The organism is Methylobacterium phyllosphaerae, from assembly GCF_001936175.1.
Taxonomy (GTDB): Bacteria; Pseudomonadota; Alphaproteobacteria; order Rhizobiales; family Beijerinckiaceae; genus Methylobacterium; species Methylobacterium fujisawaense.
Map to the genome: position 1 here is coordinate 3,544,011 of NZ_CP015367.1, position 18,453 is coordinate 3,562,463.

22 protein-coding genes and 1 tRNA gene are annotated in these 18,453 nt (G+C 71.0%); 2 read left to right on the forward strand and 21 right to left on the reverse strand.

Annotated elements, in window-relative coordinates; translation table 11 throughout:
• Nucleotides 1-19: 19 nt before the first annotated feature.
• The 7 genes from rplA to tuf all read right to left on the reverse strand — a co-directional run bounded on the left by rplA (nucleotide 20) and on the right by tuf (nucleotide 4,908).
• Nucleotides 20-718 carry a 50S ribosomal protein L1 gene (gene rplA / locus MCBMB27_RS16045; protein WP_043348287.1) on the reverse strand — a complete coding sequence of 233 codons (699 nt, stop codon included), beginning with the start codon at nucleotides 716-718 and terminating at the stop codon, nucleotides 20-22.
• Between the two features lie 11 nt (nucleotides 719-729).
• The gene (gene rplK / locus MCBMB27_RS16050; RefSeq protein ID WP_043348285.1) at nucleotides 730-1,179 is read right to left on the reverse strand and encodes a 50S ribosomal protein L11; all 450 of its coding nucleotides are present in this window, start codon (nucleotides 1,177-1,179) and stop codon (nucleotides 730-732) included.
• Between the two features lie 217 nt (nucleotides 1,180-1,396).
• Nucleotides 1,397-1,930, reverse strand: a complete 534-nt coding sequence (gene nusG, locus MCBMB27_RS16055) for a transcription termination/antitermination protein NusG (RefSeq protein ID WP_012320778.1) — start codon at nucleotides 1,928-1,930, stop codon at nucleotides 1,397-1,399.
• A 73-nt stretch (nucleotides 1,931-2,003) separates the two neighbouring features.
• A complete protein-coding gene (gene secE / locus MCBMB27_RS16060) occupies nucleotides 2,004-2,300 on the reverse strand; it encodes a preprotein translocase subunit SecE (protein ID WP_043348282.1) in 297 nt (98 codons plus the stop codon).
• 182 nt (nucleotides 2,301-2,482) lie between these two features.
• A tRNA-Trp gene (locus MCBMB27_RS16065) sits at nucleotides 2,483-2,559 on the reverse strand.
• Nucleotides 2,560-2,623: 64 nt separating this feature from the next.
• A complete protein-coding gene (locus tag MCBMB27_RS16070) occupies nucleotides 2,624-3,514 on the reverse strand; it encodes a DUF1444 domain-containing protein (protein WP_124262968.1) in 891 nt (296 codons plus the stop codon).
• Nucleotides 3,515-3,717: 203 nt separating this feature from the next.
• Nucleotides 3,718-4,908 carry an elongation factor Tu gene (gene tuf, locus MCBMB27_RS16075; RefSeq protein ID WP_043348276.1) on the reverse strand — a complete coding sequence of 397 codons (1,191 nt, stop codon included), beginning with the start codon at nucleotides 4,906-4,908 and terminating at the stop codon, nucleotides 3,718-3,720.
• Between the two features lie 309 nt (nucleotides 4,909-5,217).
• Here tuf and MCBMB27_RS16080 point away from each other — a divergent pair, with 309 nt between their 5' ends.
• Nucleotides 5,218-6,081 (forward strand): outer membrane protein, encoded by an 864-nt coding sequence (locus MCBMB27_RS16080; protein ID WP_043351243.1) that lies wholly within the window; start codon nucleotides 5,218-5,220, stop codon nucleotides 6,079-6,081.
• Between the two features lie 147 nt (nucleotides 6,082-6,228).
• On the opposite strand, the gene phnN is transcribed toward MCBMB27_RS16080, so the two are convergent.
• From phnN to phnG, 8 genes are read right to left on the reverse strand one after another with little or no spacing between them, the layout of a single operon-like run.
• The gene (gene phnN, locus MCBMB27_RS16085) at nucleotides 6,229-6,759 is read right to left on the reverse strand and encodes a phosphonate metabolism protein/1,5-bisphosphokinase (PRPP-forming) PhnN (RefSeq protein WP_170861900.1); all 531 of its coding nucleotides are present in this window, start codon (nucleotides 6,757-6,759) and stop codon (nucleotides 6,229-6,231) included.
• A complete protein-coding gene (locus tag MCBMB27_RS16090; protein WP_043351241.1) occupies nucleotides 6,759-7,895 on the reverse strand; it encodes an alpha-D-ribose 1-methylphosphonate 5-triphosphate diphosphatase in 1,137 nt (378 codons plus the stop codon). Before MCBMB27_RS16090 ends, phnN begins: the two co-directional genes overlap by 1 nt.
• Nucleotides 7,896-7,905: 10 nt before the next feature.
• Nucleotides 7,906-8,613, reverse strand: coding sequence for a phosphonate C-P lyase system protein PhnL (phnL, locus tag MCBMB27_RS16095; RefSeq protein ID WP_075380843.1), 708 nt, complete (start codon nucleotides 8,611-8,613; stop codon nucleotides 7,906-7,908).
• Entirely contained in the window at nucleotides 8,610-9,383 is a 774-nt protein-coding gene (gene phnK, locus MCBMB27_RS16100) for a phosphonate C-P lyase system protein PhnK (RefSeq protein ID WP_075380844.1), read from the reverse strand. The genes phnL and phnK overlap by 4 nt, the downstream gene beginning before the upstream one ends.
• Nucleotides 9,380-10,348 carry an alpha-D-ribose 1-methylphosphonate 5-phosphate C-P-lyase PhnJ gene (locus MCBMB27_RS16105; protein WP_167380418.1) on the reverse strand — a complete coding sequence of 323 codons (969 nt, stop codon included), beginning with the start codon at nucleotides 10,346-10,348 and terminating at the stop codon, nucleotides 9,380-9,382. Before MCBMB27_RS16105 ends, phnK begins: the two co-directional genes overlap by 4 nt.
• A gap of 11 nt (nucleotides 10,349-10,359) precedes the next feature.
• On the reverse strand, nucleotides 10,360-11,466 hold the full coding sequence (locus tag MCBMB27_RS16110; protein WP_043387925.1) for a carbon-phosphorus lyase complex subunit: 1,107 nt from the start codon (nucleotides 11,464-11,466) through the stop codon (nucleotides 10,360-10,362).
• Nucleotides 11,467-11,469: 3 nt separating this feature from the next.
• Nucleotides 11,470-12,057, reverse strand: coding sequence for a phosphonate C-P lyase system protein PhnH (gene phnH / locus MCBMB27_RS16115; protein WP_075380845.1), 588 nt, complete (start codon nucleotides 12,055-12,057; stop codon nucleotides 11,470-11,472).
• 2 nt (nucleotides 12,058-12,059) lie between these two features.
• A complete protein-coding gene (phnG, locus tag MCBMB27_RS16120; protein ID WP_170861899.1) occupies nucleotides 12,060-12,530 on the reverse strand; it encodes a phosphonate C-P lyase system protein PhnG in 471 nt (156 codons plus the stop codon).
• Between the two features lie 79 nt (nucleotides 12,531-12,609).
• On the opposite strand from phnG, the gene phnF reads away from it, so the two are divergent.
• Nucleotides 12,610-13,353: a phosphonate metabolism transcriptional regulator PhnF gene (phnF, locus tag MCBMB27_RS16125; protein WP_043387929.1), complete on the forward strand. Its 744-nt coding sequence runs from the start codon at nucleotides 12,610-12,612 to the stop codon at nucleotides 13,351-13,353.
• A 24-nt stretch (nucleotides 13,354-13,377) separates the two neighbouring features.
• Here the strand turns inward: phnF and phnE (MCBMB27_RS16130) are convergent, their stop codons facing one another.
• The 6 genes from phnE (MCBMB27_RS16130) to MCBMB27_RS16155 form a co-directional block, all read right to left on the reverse strand.
• Complete coding sequence (phnE, locus tag MCBMB27_RS16130) at nucleotides 13,378-14,244, reverse strand: phosphonate ABC transporter, permease protein PhnE (RefSeq protein WP_075380846.1); 867 nt, start codon at nucleotides 14,242-14,244, stop codon at nucleotides 13,378-13,380.
• Nucleotides 14,241-15,122 carry a phosphonate ABC transporter, permease protein PhnE gene (gene phnE, locus MCBMB27_RS16135; RefSeq protein WP_075380847.1) on the reverse strand — a complete coding sequence of 294 codons (882 nt, stop codon included), beginning with the start codon at nucleotides 15,120-15,122 and terminating at the stop codon, nucleotides 14,241-14,243. The genes phnE (MCBMB27_RS16130) and phnE (MCBMB27_RS16135) overlap by 4 nt, the downstream gene beginning before the upstream one ends.
• 16 nt (nucleotides 15,123-15,138) lie before the next feature.
• Entirely contained in the window at nucleotides 15,139-16,068 is a 930-nt protein-coding gene (gene phnD, locus MCBMB27_RS16140) for a phosphonate ABC transporter substrate-binding protein (protein WP_075380848.1), read from the reverse strand.
• A 97-nt stretch (nucleotides 16,069-16,165) separates the two neighbouring features.
• Entirely contained in the window at nucleotides 16,166-17,014 is an 849-nt protein-coding gene (gene phnC, locus MCBMB27_RS16145; RefSeq protein ID WP_053611238.1) for a phosphonate ABC transporter ATP-binding protein, read from the reverse strand.
• A 112-nt stretch (nucleotides 17,015-17,126) separates the two neighbouring features.
• Entirely contained in the window at nucleotides 17,127-17,747 is a 621-nt protein-coding gene (locus MCBMB27_RS16150; RefSeq protein WP_075380849.1) for an LbetaH domain-containing protein, read from the reverse strand.
• The gene (locus MCBMB27_RS16155; protein WP_075380850.1) at nucleotides 17,740-18,426 is read right to left on the reverse strand and encodes a DUF1045 domain-containing protein; all 687 of its coding nucleotides are present in this window, start codon (nucleotides 18,424-18,426) and stop codon (nucleotides 17,740-17,742) included. The genes MCBMB27_RS16150 and MCBMB27_RS16155 overlap by 8 nt, the downstream gene beginning before the upstream one ends.
• Nucleotides 18,427-18,453: the final 27 nt, after the last annotated feature.

An 18,453-nucleotide genomic window follows, 5' to 3' on the forward strand; every position in this document is an offset into this window, starting at 1 on the left:
GTAGACGCTATGCCTTGCCTCAGGCGGTCAGAACCGTGTTCGGCTCGACCTTCACGCCCGGGCCCATCGTCGAGGTGACGGCGATGCGCTGGACGTAGGTGCCCTTGGCGCCCGCGGGCTTCGCCTTGGCGACGGCGTCCGCGAAGGCCTTGATGTTCTCGACGAGCTTGTCGGCATCGAACGAGACCTTGCCGACGCCGGCATGGACGATGCCGGCCTTCTCGACGCGGAACTCCACCGAGCCGCCCTTGGCGCCGGCGACGGCGCCCTTCACGTCCATGGTGACGGTGCCGACCTTCGGGTTCGGCATCAGGCCGCGCGGGCCCAGCACCTTACCGAGACGGCCGACCAGCGGCATCATGTCCGGGGTCGCGATGCAGCGATCGAACTCGATCTTGCCGCTCTGCACGATCTCCAGCAGGTCCTCGGCGCCGACGATGTCGGCACCGGCGGCCTTGGCGTCGTCCGCCTTGGCGCCGCGAGCGAAGACCGCCACGCGCACCGTCCGGCCGGAGCCGTTCGGCAGGTTGCAGACGCCGCGGACCATCTGGTCTGCGTGGCGGGGATCGACGCCGAGGTTCATGGAGACCTCGACGGTCTCGTCGAACTTCGCGGTCGCCCGCTCCTTCACCAGCTTGATCGCCTCGTCGAGGGGATAGAGCTTGGTGACCTCGATGCCCTCGCGGGCGGCGCGGATGCGCTTGCCTTCCTTAGCCATGCTATCCTCCCTCAGGCCGTCACTTCGAGGCCCATGGCCCGGGCGGAGCCGCGGATCATGGCAACGGCCGACTCGATCGAGTCGCAGTTGAGGTCGGGCATCTTCTTCTCGGCGATCTCGCGCAGCTGCGCCTCGGAGATCTTGCCGACGGTCGGGCCCTTGCCCGGGGTCTTGGAACCGGAGGCCGGCTTCTTGCCGAGCTTCAGGCCGACGGCCTTCTTCAGGAAGAAGGTGACCGGGGGCTGCTTCATCTCGAAGGTGAAGGACCGATCCTGATACGCGGTGATGATCACCGGGATCGGGGTGCCCTTCTCCATCTGCGCGGTCTTCGCGTTGAAGGCCTTGCAGAATTCCATGATGTTGAGGCCGCGCTGACCGAGCGCGGGACCGATCGGCGGCGACGGGTTGGCGGCGCCGGCCGGGACCTGAAGCTTCACGTAGCCCGTGATCTTCTTCGCCATGGGACTGCTCCCAATGAGAATCCGCCCCCACGCGGCCTGAAGCGCGGCGGGTCGGACGGTTGCAGGTCGCGGTGCGAGCCGTGGATCCCGGAGGCGAGGCCGGGCGGATCTCCCGCGGATGATGCCCCAGCCTCAGGAGGATGGGGCAAGTTCGCGGCCGCCGCACAGCGACGGCCGGAAGGACGCGGCGGCCTCAGGGCCGCCGAAATCAGGAGGCTCAGGCCTTCTCGACCTGGGCGTATTCGAGCTCCACCGGCGTCGCGCGGCCGAAGATCGACACGGCCACCTTGAGGCGGGAGCGGGCGTCGTCGATCTCCTCGACGGTGCCGTTGAAGCTGGCGAACGGACCGTCGGCGACCCGGACGGTCTCGCCGATCTCGAAGGAGATCGAGGGCTTCGGCCGGTCGACACCCTCGGCGACCTGGCCCTTGATCCGCTCGGCCTCGGCGTCGGGGATCGGAACCGGCTTCGACTTGTCGGCGCCTAGGAAGCCCGTGACCTTCGGGGTGTTCTTGATGAGGTGGTAGACCTCGTCGGTGAGGTCGCACTTCACCAGCACGTAGCCGGGGAAGAACTTACGCTCGGCATCGACCTTCCGGCCGCGGCGGACCTCCACGACCTTCTCGGTCGGGACCATCACCTCGTCGAACAGCTCGGTCAGCCCGCGCTGAGCCGCCTGATCCTTGATGGACTGGGCGACCTTGTTCTCGAAGTTCGAGTAGGCGTGGACGATGTACCAGCGCTTCGACACGGTTCCGTTCAACTCCGACAAGTCCGCGGGGTCTCCCCCGATCGGCGGCGAGCCGCCCTCGTACGCCTCCGACTCAGACGCCCAAAATCAGGCCGACCAGGAAGCGCAGGGCCTGATCCACGACCGTGAAGAACAGGCTCGCGGCCACGACCATCACGAAGACCATGATCGTCGTGATCGTGGTCTCCCGGCGGGTCGGCCACGTGACCTTGCGGGCCTCGTCGCGAACCTGCGCGATGAACTCGCCCGGCGTGGCACGCTTCTGCGGCGCCCGGTTCGGCGTCGCCGGCCGGGCCGGCGGCGGATTCGCGGGACCGCGGGCTGCGCCGCGCACCAGGTCCACCTTCTTGGTCGCTTCGTTCGATGCCATGGCGCCAGTATCTGTGCGTGTTCGGCCCCGAGGCAGAGACCGCATCCGGGAATGCGAATGTCGGCGCCGAGGACCCGGATGGGCCCGCACCGACGGTCGCTTCAGATCTCGGATTGCGCCCGCTCTAGCGCAACTCCCCCGGCTTGTCGACCGGGCCACCGCGCGGGATCGGGCTGAATGTCTGGCAGGAGTGGAGGGACTCGAACCCGCAACCTCCGGTTTTGGAGACCGGCGCTCTGACCAGTTGAGCTACACTCCTAGCGCACCGCCCAATGCCTCATCGCGGCGCGGCTTGCAAGAGGTTCGCCGCCGATCGCCGCGCATCACCGGCCGTGATCCGCCCGCTCGGCGGCGGTCAGGGGCCGGAGCCCGCCCCGGTCGAAGCGGAACAGCTCGTCGCTGCGGCCGTAGGGGCCGGCGCGCATCTGCGTGGTGGCCTCTGCGGCCAGCTCGCGCCGCGCAGGACTGTCGGCGGGCCACGCCATGAGCAGATTGCGGGTCGGCCCGGTCAGCGTGATGCCGTCGGCCTTCAGCGCCTTGCGGATCTCCTCGAGCCAGTCCGGCACGAGCAAACGCGCGAGGGCGTAATTGTCGTCCTCCCTGGCGAGGGCGGCGACGGGCGTGCGGTCCGCGACGACGAGCTGGAACGGCACATCCTTGGAGGCCCCCGCGAGGTTCCGCACCGCCGTGGCTTCCACCACGGCAGGATCGACGTGCCAGCCGGCGATCATCTCGCGGGTGACGTACTGGTAGCGCCTGGACTCGTCGAGCACGTAGACGACGTGCAGCGTCTCGGAGAACCGGCGATGCGCGAGCTGCGGGTTCTGCTGAAGGATCTCATCCGGCACCAGCTGCACGCGCAGGCGGCCCTTGATCGCCGCGAAATCCGCCGGCTCCGGCGCAGGGCCGGCCTTGGCGAAGGCGAGGCCGAGGAATTCGTCGACCTCCCGCCGGCGCTCGGCCTCGGTGAGACCGCGGACATGCTGGTGGAGATTGGTGAGATCGAGCGTCTGGGTGCCGATGCCGAGCTGCGCCGGATCGGCATTGAGGTCGATCGCCACGTCCGGTCGACGGATCCGGATCTGCTTGATCACCGCGTCGCGAAAGCGGCCGTCGCTCAGGTCGTCTGCCCGCGCGCCGACCGGCAGGAACACGGAGCCGGCACAGATCAGGACCAGCAATCGCGCGGCCCGCCGAGCGGAATCTCCGAACATCCGAGCCTCCCCCAAGACAAGGCGGAGACAAGACAAAACAACGCCGGCACCCCGTCAAGACGGAGGCCGGCGCGAGTCACATCGAAGTCGATGGCCTGAGCCCTGACGCACCCCCGTGGTCTAGAGATGACCACGGACCATCCGCCGGCTGACGGCGCGGGACCGGCGCATCGTCTGTCGCGACGCGCCGGCCCTGCTCGAGCTCAATCGTTGATGGCGGCGACGACGCCGGCACCGACGGTGCGGCCGCCCTCGCGGATGGCGAAGCGCAGCTTCTCCTCCATGGCCACCGGCACGATCAGCGCCACGTCCATGGTCACGTTGTCGCCCGGCATCACCATCTCGGTGCCCTCGGGCAGCGTCACGATCCCGGTCACGTCGGTGGTGCGGAAGTAGAACTGCGGCCGGTAGTTGGTGAAGAACGGCGTGTGGCGGCCGCCCTCTTCCTTGGTCAGGATGTAGGCCTCGGCCTTGAACTTGGCGTGCGGCTTCACCGAACCCGGCTTGCACACGACCTGGCCGCGCTCCACGTCCTCGCGCTTCGTGCCGCGCAGCAGCACGCCGACGTTGTCGCCCGCCTGGCCCTGGTCGAGCAGCTTGCGGAACATCTCCACGCCCGTGACCGTCGTGGTCTGCGTGTCGCGGATGCCGACGATCTCCACCGTCTCGCCGACCTTGACGATGCCGCGCTCGACGCGTCCCGTCACCACCGTGCCGCGGCCCGAGATCGAGAACACGTCCTCGATCGGCATCAGGAACGGCAGGTCGATCGGACGCTCCGGCTGCGGGATGTAGGCATCCACCGTCGCCATCAGCGCCAGCACCGCCTCCTTGCCGATCTTCGGCTCCTTGTCCTCAAGCGCCATCAGCGCCGAGCCCTTGGTGATCGGGATGTCGTCGCCGGGGAAGTCGTACTTCGACAGGAGCTCGCGCACCTCCAGCTCGACCAGCTCCAGGAGCTCCTCGTCGTCGACCATGTCGACCTTGTTGAGGAACACCACCAGCGCCGGAACGCCGACCTGGCGCGCCAGAAGGATGTGCTCGCGGGTCTGCGGCATCGGGCCGTCGGCCGCCGAAACCACCAGGATCGCGCCGTCCATCTGCGCCGCGCCCGTGATCATGTTCTTCACGTAGTCGGCGTGCCCGGGGCAATCCACGTGCGCGTAGTGACGGTTCTGCGTCTCGTACTCCACGTGCGCCGTCGAGATCGTGATCCCGCGCGCCTTCTCCTCCGGAGCCTTGTCGATCTGGTCGTAGGCCGTGAACGTCGCCCCGCCCGTCTCCGCCAGAACCTTCGTGATCGCCGCCGTCAACGACGTCTTGCCGTGGTCAACGTGACCAATCGTGCCAATGTTGCAGTGCGGCTTGGTGCGGGAGAACTTTTCCTTGCCCATTATTCCCATTCCTGCGGCGGGGACCACACAAGGGCCCCGAATCCTGGTCAGCCGCCCCGAAGCTCGGACAGGGGCGAAAAACGCGGTCCGCTTAGAGGGTCGGCCGCCAGGGATCAAGCTCCGCGGCGCGCGGGCGCCCGACGACCGGCTCTGCTGTCAAGCCGCGGCCATGAGTCTTGAACGCCGAAACATCAATCACAGGCAGTATCCACGCCGCTTTCGCGTCACAGTGTGGCTTCGCGGGCATAGCGGGATCCGTGCGGCCGAGCTTAAGTGGGGACAACAACGCATCACCTCGGACCCCCCGCCATGATGAAGAAGTTCCTCCTCGCCACCGCCGCGACGGCGCTGGTCACGACGGCCGCTTCGGCCGCCGACCTGCCGCGCCGGGCCGCGCCGCCGCCGGTCTTCACGCCGGTGCCGGTCTTCACCTGGACGGGCTTCTACGCCGGTCTCGAGTCCGCCTACACCTTCACGGATCGTGAGCGCATCACCACGGTCGGCGTCCAGCCGGGCAACGCCACCAATGTGGCCCTCGGCCGCCGTCCCTTCCTGACCTCGACCACGCAGGACGGCTTCGCCAACATCGGCGGCACCGCCGGCTACAACTACCAGTTCACGCCGGGCTCCGGCATCGTCGTCGGTCTCGCCAACAGCATCGACTGGACCGACATCACCAAGAACCGCGTCGTCCTCGGCACCGGCAACGTCGCCGGCGGCCCGCCGAACATCAGCCAGTTCCGCCAGAGCCTCGACTGGCTCGGCACCCTCACGGGCCGCGTCGGCTACGCCTTCGACCGCGTCCTGGTCTACGGGATGGGCGGCCTCGCCTACGGCAACGTGTTCCACGACGCCAACTTCTACACCCCGGGCGGCCGCCTGCAGTTCGCCGGCCGCTACGACGACTTCAAGGTCGGCTACGCCTACGGCGGCGGCATCGAGTTCGCCCTGCCCACCGACAGCTTCCTGAACACCTTCGCGCTCGGCCGCTACATCGGCATCAAGTACGACGCCATCACGGTGAAGGCCGAGTACCTGCACTACGACCTCGGCAGCCAGAACGTGCTCGTCGGCGCGGTCCCGGGTGTCGGCAACGGCGCGTACATCTCGCGCTTCCGCACCGAGGGCAGCATCGTTCGCGCCGGCTTCAACTACAAGTTCGGCGGCCTCTGAGACCGACGGCGCCGGGGCTTCCCCGGCCGAGACCAACATGGGCGGGTGCCGATATCGGCACCCGCCCTTTTTCGTTGCTCCGGCGCGATCGGTGCATCGGCCGGCGCGACCCGGCAGTCGCACCCGGCGTGCGACGAAGATGTCCCGTCAGCAGGCGCGCAGATGCGCGACGAGCCGCGACGCGGCGTCGCCCGGGGAGCCGGTGTTGAGGATCGTCAGATCCGCGACGACGTCGCCCTCCCGGGCGAGACGCGCGGCGAGGTCGCCGTCCTGCGGCCGGCCCCGGGCGGCGATACGCTGCGCCAGGATCTCGGGCGGCGCGGTGACTTCGACGACGCTCACCCGCGGGCAGGTCCTCCGCGCCTCCGCGACGACGCGGCGCGAGACGTTGCAGATCACCACCTGACCGTCGGCGGCGCGCCTTCCGGCCTCCGCCGGGAGGGCGTAGCCGAGGCCATGGGCGCGCCAGCTCAAGGTGAAGCGGCCGGCCGCGCAGCCATCCGCGAAGGCAGCCTCGTCGATCTCGTCGTTGTCCTCGTCCGCCGAGGGTGGCCGGGTCACGAGACGCCGCGGGAAGACGTAGCGCGGATCGTCCGCCAGGGCCGCCCGGGCCAGCCGGATCAGCGTGTCCTTGCCGGCGCCGCTCGGGCCGACCACGAGGACGAGGCAGCCCGGCATCAGGCGACCCGCCGGCCGGCGCGCCAGACCTCGCGGACCACCGGCACGCCCTCGGCCCGCTGCACGCGCACGAGATCGGCCCGCAGCCCGGGCGCCAGGGCGCCCCGGTCGGTGAGCCCGGTGGCGCGGGCGGGATTGGCCGTGACGGTGGCCAGCGCCTCGGGCAGCGTGATCGACGGTGCCTGCTCGGGCAGCAGGAAGGCCGCCATCAAGAGGCTCGCCGGCACGTAGTCCGACGAGAGGATGTCGAGGTGCCCGGCCTCGGCCAGCGCCAGGGCGGCGACGTTGCCGGAATGCGAGCCGCCGCGGATCAGGTTCGGCGCTCCCATCATCACGGTGATGCCCTGGCGGTGCGCGGCCTCGGCCGCCTCCAGGGTGGTGGGAAACTCGGCCAGCCGCACGCCTTCGCCGACCGCGAGGTCGACATCCGCCAGGGTGGTGTCGTCGTGGCTCGCCAGCGGGATCCCCATCTCGCGGGCGAACTGGACCAGGGCCGGCCGGTTCTTCGCATTCAGCGACCGACCGTCGCGGATCTTGCGCTCGGTGTTGGCGCGGATCTCCTCCATGGGACGGCCGCCGCGCGTGGCGTAGGTGTAGTACTTCTCCATGTCGCGGAACTGCCGCTGGCCGGGGGTGTGGTCCATGAGCGAGATCAGCCCCACCGGGTAGCGGGCCGTGAAGGTCGCCACCGTGTCGAGCACATCCGTGGAGGGCAATTCGCAGCGCAGATGCGTGAAGTGCTCGGCCCGGAACAGGTCGCCGGCCCGCGCGGCGGCGATGGCGCCGGCGAGCTGCTCCAGCTCGGAGCCGAGGCCGCTGCCGTCCGGGTCGCTGCCGGCGCGGAGCGAATCGAACACCGTGGTGATGCCCGAGGCGGTGATCTGCGCGTCGTAGGCGAGCACCGCGCCGAGCGGATGCCAGCGGACCTTGGGGCGCGGCGCGTAGTGGCTCTCCAGATGGTCGGTGTGCAGCTCGATCAGCCCGGGGATCAGGTAATCGCCGCCGCAATCGAGGCCGCGCGCGGGCGCCCGTCCCTCGCCGATCTCGATGATCGCCCCGTCGGAGACGGCGAGCCAGCCGCGCTGCACCCGGTCGGGCAGGACCAGGGTCGCGTTCTCGAGGATGAAGTCGTCCATCGTGAATTCCTCAGGCTGCCCGGGCTTGCGGCGCGAAGCGGGTGACATCGACCACCCGGGTCGCCACAGCCTCGCGCATCTCGCTGTCGTGGAAGATGCCGAGCACGCCGGCGCCGGCCTTCAGCTTCTCGCGCACGAGGTCGGCCACCACGGCGCGGTTCTGCGCGTCCAGGGAGGCGGTCGGCTCGTCGAGGAGCAGGAGCGGCCGGTCGGCGATCAGGCCCCGGGCGATATTGACCCGCTGCTGCTCGCCTCCCGAGAAGGTCGCGGGCGGCAGGCCCCAGAGCCGCTCGGGCAGGTTGAGCCGGGCGAGGAGGTCCTTGGCCCGGGCGCGGGCCGCCTCTTCGGACAACCCGCCCTCGCGGCCGGCGGCCTCGACCACGTCGAGGGCCGGGACCCGCGGGATCACCCGCAGGAACTGCGACACGTAGGCGATGACCCGCGCCCGCAGCGCCCAGACCACTCGCGGATCGGCCCGGACGACGTCCACCACCGCCTCGCCGTCGCGGACCCGGATGGCGCCGGCATCGCAGCGGTAATTGCCGTAGGCCATCTTCAGGAGCGAGGACTTGCCCGCCCCCGAGGGGCCGCCGAGCACCACGCACTCGCCGGGCTCGACCACGAGGCTCACGCCGCCCACCACCGGCAGGACGATCCCGCCGCGCAGGTGCAGGGTGAAGCTCTTGGCGACGTCCTGGAAGGTCAGAAGCGCAGTCATGCGGCGAGCACCGAGGCGACGAGGAGCTGGGTGTAGGCGTGCTCGGGATCGTCGAGCACCCGGTCGGTAAGGCCGGTCTCGATCACCCGGCCGGCCCGCATCACGGCGATCCGGTGCGAGAGCAGCCGCGCCACCGCGAGGTCGTGGGTCACGATGATCACCGCGAGGCCGAGTTCGGCCGAGAGGCGCCGGATCAGGTCGAGGAGCCGGGCCTGGACCGAGACGTCGAGGCCGGAGGTCGGCTCGTCCATCAGCACGAGGCGCGGCCCGGTGACGAGGTTGCGGGCGATCTGGAGGCGCTGGCGCATGCCGCCGGAGAACTGGCTGGGCGGGTCGTCCACCCGGCCGGCCTCGATCTCGACCCGGCCGAGCCAGTCGAGCGCCTGGCCGCGGATCCGGCCGTAATGGCGCTCGCCCATGCCCATCAGCCGCTCGCCGACATTGCCGCCGGCCGAGACCGCCATGCGCAGGCCCTGGCGGGCGTCCTGCCGGACGAAGCCCCAGTCGGTGCGCATCAGCCGGCGCAGCGCCGCGGGTCCGAGATCGGCGAGGCTGCGGGTCTGCCCGTCGCGCATCCGGTAGCGGACCTCACCCGAATCGGGCGCCAGCTCGCCCGCGAGCAGCGACAGGAGCGTCGACTTGCCCGAGCCGGACTCGCCCACGATGGCCAGCACCTCGCCCTCCGTGATGTCGAGGTCGATGCCCGCGCAGGCGAGCCGGTTGCCGTAGGTCTTGGTCAGGCCGTGGGCGGAGAGGAGCGGCGCGCTCATCGGGCCGCCTCCGCGACACGGGTCTCGCAGATGTCGGTGTCGGAGCAGATGAACATCCGGCCTCCGGAATCGTCGGTGACCACCTCGTCGAGGTAGTGGCCGCGGGCGCCGCACAGGGCGCAGGGCTGCGTGAATTCCTGCACGCGGAACGGGTGATCCTCGAAATCGAGGCTGCGCACCCGCGTGTAGGGGGGCACCGCGTAGATCCGCCGCTCGCGGCCCGCGCCGAAGAGCTGGAGCGCGGGGCAGTCGTCCATCTTGGGATTGTCGAATTTCGGCGTCGGCGACGGGTCCATCACGTAGCGGCCGGCGACCTCCACCGGGTACGCGTAGGTGGTGGCGATGTGCCCGTGCCGGCTGATGTCCTCGTAGAGCTTGACGTGCATGGCGCCGTACTCGGCCAGCGCGTGGAGCTGGCGCGTCTCGGTCTCGCGCGGTTCGAGGAAGCGCAGGGGCTCGGGGATCGGCACCTGATAGACCAGAATCTGCCCCTCGGTGAGCGGCGTCTCGGGGATGCGGTGGCGGGTCTGGATCACCGTCGCCTCCGTCGTGCGGGTGGTGGTGGCCACCCCGGAGGTCTTGGCGAAGAAGCGGCGGATCGAGACCGCGTTGGTGGTGTCGTCGGCCCCCTGGTCGATGACCTTGAGCACGTCCGATTGCCCGAGGATCGCCGCCGTGACCTGCACGCCGCCGGTGCCCCAGCCGTAGGGCATCGGCATCTCGCGGGAGGCGAAGGGTACCTGGTATCCCGGCACCGCGATGGCCTTGAGGATGGCGCGGCGGATCATCCGCTTCGTGCCCTCGTCGAGATAGGCGAAGTTGTAGCCGGAGCCGCGCGTGCTTGCTGCCGCGTCGAGGACTGACGCGACGAGCCCACTCTCCCGTTCGGGAGAGGGAACCTGCGCGTCATCCGGCGCGCGGCCCGGAAGCTCCCGAGAAGCGGAGCCACCAAGGAAGGGGGACATCCCTGTCGCGCTCATTCGGCGGCCTCCTGCATCTCGACGGTCTCGGTCTTGCGCTCGAACTCGGCGCGCAGGCGTCGGACCAGCTCCAGCTCGGCCTGGAAGTCGACGTAGTGGGGGAGCTTCAGGTGCTCGACGAAGCCGGTCGCCTGGAGACTGTCGCAATGGGCCAGCACGAATTCCTGGTCCTGGGCGGGGCTCGCCACCGGCTCGCCGAGCTCCTCCGCGCGCAGCGCCCGGTCCACCAGGGCCATCGCCATGGCCTTGCGCTCGCTCTGCCCGAAGCTCAGCCCGTAGCCGCGGGTGAACTGGGGCGCGGCCGCGCCCGAGCCCTTGAACTGGTTGACCATCTGGCACTCGGTGAGCCGCACCCGGCCGAGCGGGACCGCGAAGCCCAGCTCCTCGGGCACGAACTCCACCGCCACCGCGCCGACCCGGATCTCGCCGACGAACGGGTGGGTGCGGCCGTAGCCGCGCTGCGTCGAGTAGGCGAGGCCGAGCACGAAGCCCTCGTCGCCCCGGGCGAGCGCCTGGAGGCGCAGAGCCCGGTCGGCGGGGTAATCCACGGGCTCGCGGGTGAGGTCGCCCACGGGGGCGCCGTCGTCCGGCGGCGAGGCCTCGATCAGCCCGTCCTGGGCCAGCAGGTCGGTGACCCGCGGGCAGGTTCCGGCATCGGCGCGCGGCTCGGCCTCGGCGGCGGGCTCGGAGGCGGTATCCGCCGCGAGCGCGAAGTCGACGAGCCGGTGGGTGTAGTCGAAGGTCGGCCCGAGCACCTGCCCGCCGGGCAGGTCCTTGAAGGTCGCGGAGACCCGGCGCTCGACCGCCATGGTGCCGGTGTCGACCGGCGCGGAGGCGCCGAAGCGGGGCAGCGTGGTCCGGTAGGCGCGGACCAGGAACACCGCCTCGACCACGTCGCCGCGCGCCTGCTTGAGCGCCAGGGCCGCGAGGTCCGGATCGTAGAGCGAGCCCTCGGTCATCACCCGGTCGACGAGCAGCGCCATCTGCTCGCGGATCTGCGCCACGGAGAGTTCCGGAACGGCGGGGTCGCCCCGGCGGGCCTCGGCGAGGAGCCGATGGGCGTTGTCGATGGCGGCCTCGCCGCCCTTCACGGCCACGTACATGGGTCAGGCCTCCGTGACCGTCGTGGAGCGCGGCAGACCGGCCACGCGGCCGGGCGCGGTGAGGATCAGGTCGACGCCCAGCGGAAAGTCGGCGCGGTTCTCGGCGCATTGCGCCGCGAAGCCGTCCGGCAGAGGTCCCGGCGCGACCCGGACCGTGCCCCGGACGCCCGGGCCGGAGAGGCTCAGCCCCTGCCCATCCGTGATCGTGTCGAGGGCGAGCACCAGGGTGGTGGAGGTGTCGGGGTAGGCCGGCGTGCCGAGGGCGAACCGGCCCAGCGGCGGGCAGCGTCGAGACTCGCGGACCAGCGCGAAGGCGGCCCGGGCCGGATCGTCGGTGAGCGGCGCGTCGGTGTGAAAGCGCAGGTAGGCCGCGACGTCCGCGGCTTCGGCGAGGGCCGGATCCAGCCAGACCGGCGTGTCGGCGTCGGTGAGCGCCAGTGCGACGGCGGCCAGTTCCCGCGTGAGCGGCGCGGGCGGCGCGAGGAACGGGGCGAGCGGCCGGATGAGCCCGGGGCGGGCGAGGGCGTCCATCACGGCGCGGAAGGTGCCCTGCGCGTCGTGGACCGGATCGGCGAAGCCGGGGGCGAGCATGCTCAATCGTCTCCGCGGGCGAGGGTCAGGAAGTCGACCCGGGTGGCCGCCGTGCGCCGGGCCGCCTGTTGCCGGTCCGCCGCGAGCCGCCGGGCGGCGGGCGCCAGGGCGGCCTCGACCCGGGCGCGCCGGTCCGGGTCCTGCCAGAGGGCGTCGAGGATCGCGGCGAGCCGCGCCTTCGTGCGGTCGCGGCCGAGATGGTAGGCGAAGCCGGCCGGTCCGTCCGCGAGGCGGATGGCGGCCCGGGTCACGCTGACCTCGCCGAGGTTAAACGGGCGCCCGTCGCCGCCGATCCGGCCTGAGGCCATCACGAGTCCCGTCTCCGGCGGCCGGAGATCCGCGGCGGCCGGGGTGTCGAGGACCGACAGGGCCGCCTCCAGGTCCGTGCGGCTCGCCTCGGCACAGAGCGCCATCACGGCCTGGCGCGCCCCGATCTCCCCCTCGGATGCCGGATGTCTCGGGCTCGTCGTCATCGCGAATCCCTCCGTCGCTCGGTTGTATAGGTGTATAGACAACTGGCGTGCGCCGCACAAATGAAGTTTGGATGACAGGATGGATGCACAGGAGCAGGCACCCGGCCTCGTCCGGGGCGAGGGTCTGACGGCGTGGCGGCAGATCGCCGACGCGCTGACGGCCGAGATCGCGGCGGGGCGCTATCCGCCGGGACAGCAGCTGCCCGCCGAGGCCGCCCTGGCGGCGCGCTTCGCCGTGAACCGGCACACCGTGCGACGTGCCCTCGCGGCGCTCGCCGAGGGCGGGCTCGTGCGCGCCAGCCAGGGCCGGGGCACCTTCGTGGAGGAGGCACCCCTCGCCTACCCGATCGGGCCGCGCACGCGGTTCTCCGAGATCGTCGCCGGGGCCGGACGCGAGGCCTGGGGCGACCTCGTCGCCTCGACCACGGTCCCGGCCGGGCCCGAGCAGGCGGCAGCCCTGGCCCTCGCCCCCGGCGCGCCGATCCTGGAGCTGCTGACGGTCCACCGGGCGGACGACGCCCCGCTCTCGACGGCGCTGACCTGGCTGCCGCTGCCGCGCTTCGCAGGCTTCGCCGAGGCCTATGCCGAGCGCGGCTCGATCACCCGGGCCTTCGCGGCCTGCGGCCTGCACGATTACACCCGGCTCTCGACGCGCATCCGCGCCCGGCCGGCCGATTCCGCGGAGGCGCAGCGCCTCGACATCGCCCCGGGGCGGGTCGTTCTGGTGGTGTCGAGCGTCAACATCGATCCCGCCGGCGTTCCGATCCAGGCGAACCGCACCCTGTTCGCCGCCGACCGGGTGGAGCTGGTGATCGGCGGGTGATCGGCGGTTTATCGGGCCGGCGACTCAGCGCGCCGCCGGCCCGATGATCGCCCGGCGCAGGCGGGTCGAGACCCAGTCGATCGCCGCCACGGTGACGAGAATCATCAGCACCAGGAAGGCGACCTGCTGCAGCTCCAGAACGCGGATCAGCTCGGTGAGGTACTGACCGATGCCCCCGGCGCCGACGATGCCGATGATCGTCGCCGACCGGGTGTTCGACTCGAAGAAGTACAGGACCTGGCTCGCCAGCACCGGCAGGACCCCGGGGATCAGCCCGAAGCGGATGCGGTGCAGGCGCGAGCCGCCCGAGGCGACGACGCCCTCGCCGGCACGCTTGTCGCAGGTCTCGATCGCCTCGGAGAACAGCTTTCCGAGCGCCCCGAAATCCGAGCACGCGATGGCGAGCGCCCCCGCGAAGGGGCCCAGGCCCACGACGTTGATCCAGATCAGCGCCCAGATCAGCACGTCCACCGAGCGCATCACGTCGAGGCCGCGGCGGACGGCGAACCGCGCGAAGGGGTTGGGCACGACGTTCCGGGCCGCCAGGAACGCCACCGGGAAGGCGAAGACCGCCGCCGTCAGCGTGCCCAGGAAGGCGATGCCCAGGGTCTCGCCCAGCGCGTGCAGGAAGGTCCAGAACTGGCCCTCCGGGGACGGCGGCAGCATCAGCACCGCGAAGGTACCGAGCCGCCCGAGCCCGTGGAGGATCCGCGCCATCGAGAAGTCGAGGCGCCAGTAGCCGAACGCCGCGAGCCCGATCAGGACGGCGAGCAGGGCGGCGAGCCGCGCCCGCCCCGGCCAGTCGGTGCGGAACTGCGCGGGGTAGCGCGCGCGCAGGCGGGCGAGGTCGGCCCGGGCCGCCGCCCGCAGGGCCTCGGGACGCGGGCTCATCGGGCCTGCTCCGCGCCGATCAGGCGGTGACGGACCCGCTCGGTGGCGAGGTCGATGCAGAACACGGTCAGGATGATCAGCACGAGGATCGCGCTCACGTCCGCGTAGTAGAAATTGCGGATCGCCACGAGGAATTCCTGGCCGATGCCGCCGGCGCCGACAAAGCCCATCACCCCGGCCCCGCGCACGTTGATCTCGAAGCGCAGCAGCGCGTAGGAGGCGAAGTTCGACAGCACCTGCGGCAGCACCGCGAAGCGCACCGTCTGGACCCAGGTGGCGCCCGAGGCCGACAGGCCCTCGACGGGCCGCATGTCGATGTTCTCGACCACCTCGGAGAACAGCTTGCCGAGCGCCCCCGTGGTGTGGATCGCGATGGCGAGCACGCCCACCATCGGGCCGAGTCCGAAGGCGATCACGAAGATCAGGGCGAACACCACCTCGGGGACGGTGCGGCACAATTCCAGGAGGCGCTTGGCGCCGACGCGCAGCAGGCGCGACCGCATGAGGTTGACGGCGGCCACGAAGCTGAGGGCGAAGCCCGCGAGCCCCCCGAGCAGCGTCCCGAGATAGGCCATGAGCAGGGTCTCGCCCAGCAGGCCCAGCCATTTGGGCAGGCCCCAGTACCAGGCGCGGACGTCCTCGAGCGGGTGATCGAGGCTGATCGGCGGCAGGATCTGCTGGATGTAGGCGGTGAACTTGCCGATGTTCTCGGCGAAGACCAGCGGCCGCACCTCGGCGACCAAACCGGCGACCAGGGCGAGCGCCGCCACAAGGGCGAAGCCCGCCAGCGTGCGGCGGCGCGCAGCGCCGGTCGCCGCCGCGTACAGGCCGGAGAGGGCGGCTTCCCGCTCCGGCGACAGGGGTGTCAGACCGCGCAAGGCGGGCGGGCCCGGATCAGGACTTCCGGCGCTGCTCGTCGTTGAACCGCAGCATGTCGATGATCGGCTGATAATCCTTGAGGGTCACCGGCGTCAGATCCTGGTCCTTGCCGTCGGAGAGACGGTCGAAGGCGGCCTTGTCGGCCTTCGGCAGGGCCACGAAGGCGTCCCGGATCTTGGCCTTCAGGTCGTCCGGCAGGCTCGTCAGCATGGCGAAGGGCCCCTCCGGCAGGAAGTCGGACTTGAACACGATCCGGAAGTCCGATTGCTGCATCGGCGTGCCGTCGGGCTTCTTGAGCATGCCTTTGGCGGCCATGCGGGTGACCATCGTGTCGGTCTCGGAATTCCACAGGTTGGCGGCGGCGTCGGCCGTGCCCTGGGTGAGCGCCAGCACGGCGTTCTCGTGGCTGCCGGCGTAGAAGGTCTTGCCGAAGAACTTCTCCACGTCGTAGCCGGCCCGCTTCAGGAAGAAGCGCGGCGCCTGGTTGCCCGAGGTGGAGTTCGGATCGACCAGGGCGAGGTTCTTGCCCTGGAGATCCTCGACGGTCTTGTAGGGGCTGGAGGCCAGAACGTAGACCACCGAATAGTAGCCCGAGGCGCCGGTCTCGTGCTTCTGGTTGACGATCGGCTCGATCTTCACGCCGGTCATCACGGCCCGCGCGAAGGAGGCCGGCCCGTACCACGCGATCTGGATGTTGCCGGCCCGCTGGCCCTCGATCACGGCGGCGTAGTCGCTCGCCACCCGCAGCTTCACCGGCACGCCGAGCGTCTTGGTCAGGTAGGCGGTGAGCGGCGCCCAGCGGTCGGCGGTGCCCGAGGCGTTCTCGGCCGGGATCACGCCGAGCGTCAGCTCCGGATACTGGGCCTTCCAGTCCTGGGCGGCGGCCGGCAGGCCGAGGAGGGCGAGAGCCGCGGCGGCGCCGGCGAGAGTGCGTCGGGTGATCATCGTGTCGTCCTTCGTGACGGCGTAGGGCAGGAAGTTCGGCCGGCCGGAGGCCGGTCGGGCGTTTCCCGAATGATTGTTGGGGCTTGGAGGGCCCGGATCAGGCGCCGAGGGCGGCCTCGCGGACCGGCCGCGCCGGCACGAGACCGGGCCTGCCGGGCATCGCGGCCCGCTGCTCCGCCTCGCGCTGCGCGGAATCGTCCAGCACCTCGCCGGCCTCCAGGCCGTAGAGCCGGCGCGCCACGTCCTCGGTGAGGTCGAACGGTCCGCCCTCGAACACGACCCGCCCGGCCGCGAGGCCCACGAGGCGGTCGCAATAGGCGCGCGCGAGGTCGAGGGAATGCAGGTTGCACAGCACCGTGATGCCGTAGCGCCGGTTCACCTCGGCCAGCGCGTCCATCACGAGCCGGGTGTTGCGCGGGTCGAGGGAGGCCACCGGCTCGTCGGCGAGCAGGATCTCGGGCTCCTGCACGAGGGCGCGGGCGATGGCGACCCGCTGCTGCTGCCCGCCCGACAGGCCGTCGGCGCGCTGGCCGGCGAACTCGCCCATGTCGAAGCTCTCCAGGGCGGCGAGCGCCATGGCCCGGTCTTCGGCGGACCATTGCCGCAGCAGGGAACGGTAGCTCGGCACGTGGCTGAGCCGGCCCATCAGCACGTTGGTCATCACGTCGAGGCGGCCGACGAGGTTGAACTGCTGGAAGATCATGGCGCAGCGGGTCCGCCATTCGCGCAGGTCGCGGCTCCGCAGGGTGGTGACCTCACGGCCGTCGTGGAGAATGCGCCCCGAACTCGGGTCCGCCAGCCGGTTGATCAGGCGCAGCAGCGTCGACTTGCCGGCGCCCGACCGGCCGATCACGCCGACGAAGCTGCCGGGCTCGATCCGGAGCGACACGCCGTCGACGGCGCGCCGGTCGCCGTACTGGCGCGTGAGATCCTCGATAACCAGCATGCCACCATCCGCCGGGGAATGGCCGCAGGTAAACGCCGATTTCACGACGATTGGATGACGAATACAGATCGGTTATGTTTGCCGGCGCAATTCTTACATATTGATAGCCGGCTTAACCTTCATAGCGCTCGAGGAATGCTTCGATGGGCAGGCCGCGGAAATCCGGAAGCGCCCGGCGCAGCCGTTCGTGATCCCAGTCCCACCATGCCAGGCGCATCAGACGTTCGGCGACGGCCTCGGGGAAGCGGCGCCGGACCGGTTTGGCGGGATTGCCGACAACGATCGTGTAGGGTTCGACGTCGCGGGTGACGATGGCGCCCGCGCCGACCACGGCGCCGGTGCCGATGGTGCGGCCGGGCAGGACAACGACGCCGTGGCCGATCCAGACATCGTGGCCGATCGCCACCGGGCTCGCCCGGCGCCGGTCGAAGAAGGCGGGCTCGTCGGACTCCTCCGGCCAGTAGGCCCGTGCCCGGTAGGTGAAATGCGCCTGCGACGCGCGCTCCATCGGGTGGTTGCCGGGATTGATCCGCACGCTGGCGGCGATCGAGCAGAACTTGCCGATGGTCGTGTAGATCACCTCGCAATCCTGACCGATGTAGGAATAATCGTCGAGGATCGTCTCGGTGAGGCGGGTTCGCGCGCCGACCTCCGTGTAGTGACCGAGGCGGCAATCCACGACCCGGGCGCTGGGATCGCGTGCGGGTTCGAGTCCGAGGGGACGGTCAACCACGGGGCTCTCCGAAGGGCAGGCGCGCCAGGAGCCGGAACGGGCCGGACCCGTCCTGGGTCAGGAGGCACACGGCGTCGATCACAAGGGGCTCCGGCCCCGCGGCGGCGTAAGCCTCGGACAGGCGCCGGTGCCAGGCTTCGCGCTCCGCCTCCGGCAGGGCGTCGGTCAGGGTCATGTGGAAGCGGAAGGCCTCGAACACGTACGGGTAGCCCCAGCGCGCCAGCAGGGCCCGCCCGCGCGGGTCGAGGCGCTCCGGGCGGCGCTTGGCGCGCTCGGCCTCGGTGAGCGGCGCACGGAACGGGTCGAGGGCGGCGACGCACTCGGCGGCGAAGAGCCCCAGCTCCGGCGGGGGAGCTTCCGGCACGAGGGCGAGGAACGGCCCGAGGGCGGCGACCCGGAGCGGGCCCACCGCCACCGGCAGGTGCGCGGCCGCGAGGTCACGGGTGGCGGCGACGAGATCCGCCTCCGTGGTGCCCGCCGCGAGGCGCAGCGGCGCCTTGAGGGTGGCGTGGAACCCGTAGATCCGGGCCCCCGCCGTGACGGCGGCGAGGTCGCTCAAGCCCTCCGGGTGCGGGACCGCCGCCCCCGAGACGGGGTCGGTGCCGAGGACGGACCGGCCGAAGGCCTCCAGCCGGGAACCCGGGGCGGGCAGGCAGTAGAGAGCGTAGCGGCGCGACACCTTTCGGCCTCCGATCGTCGGCCGCCG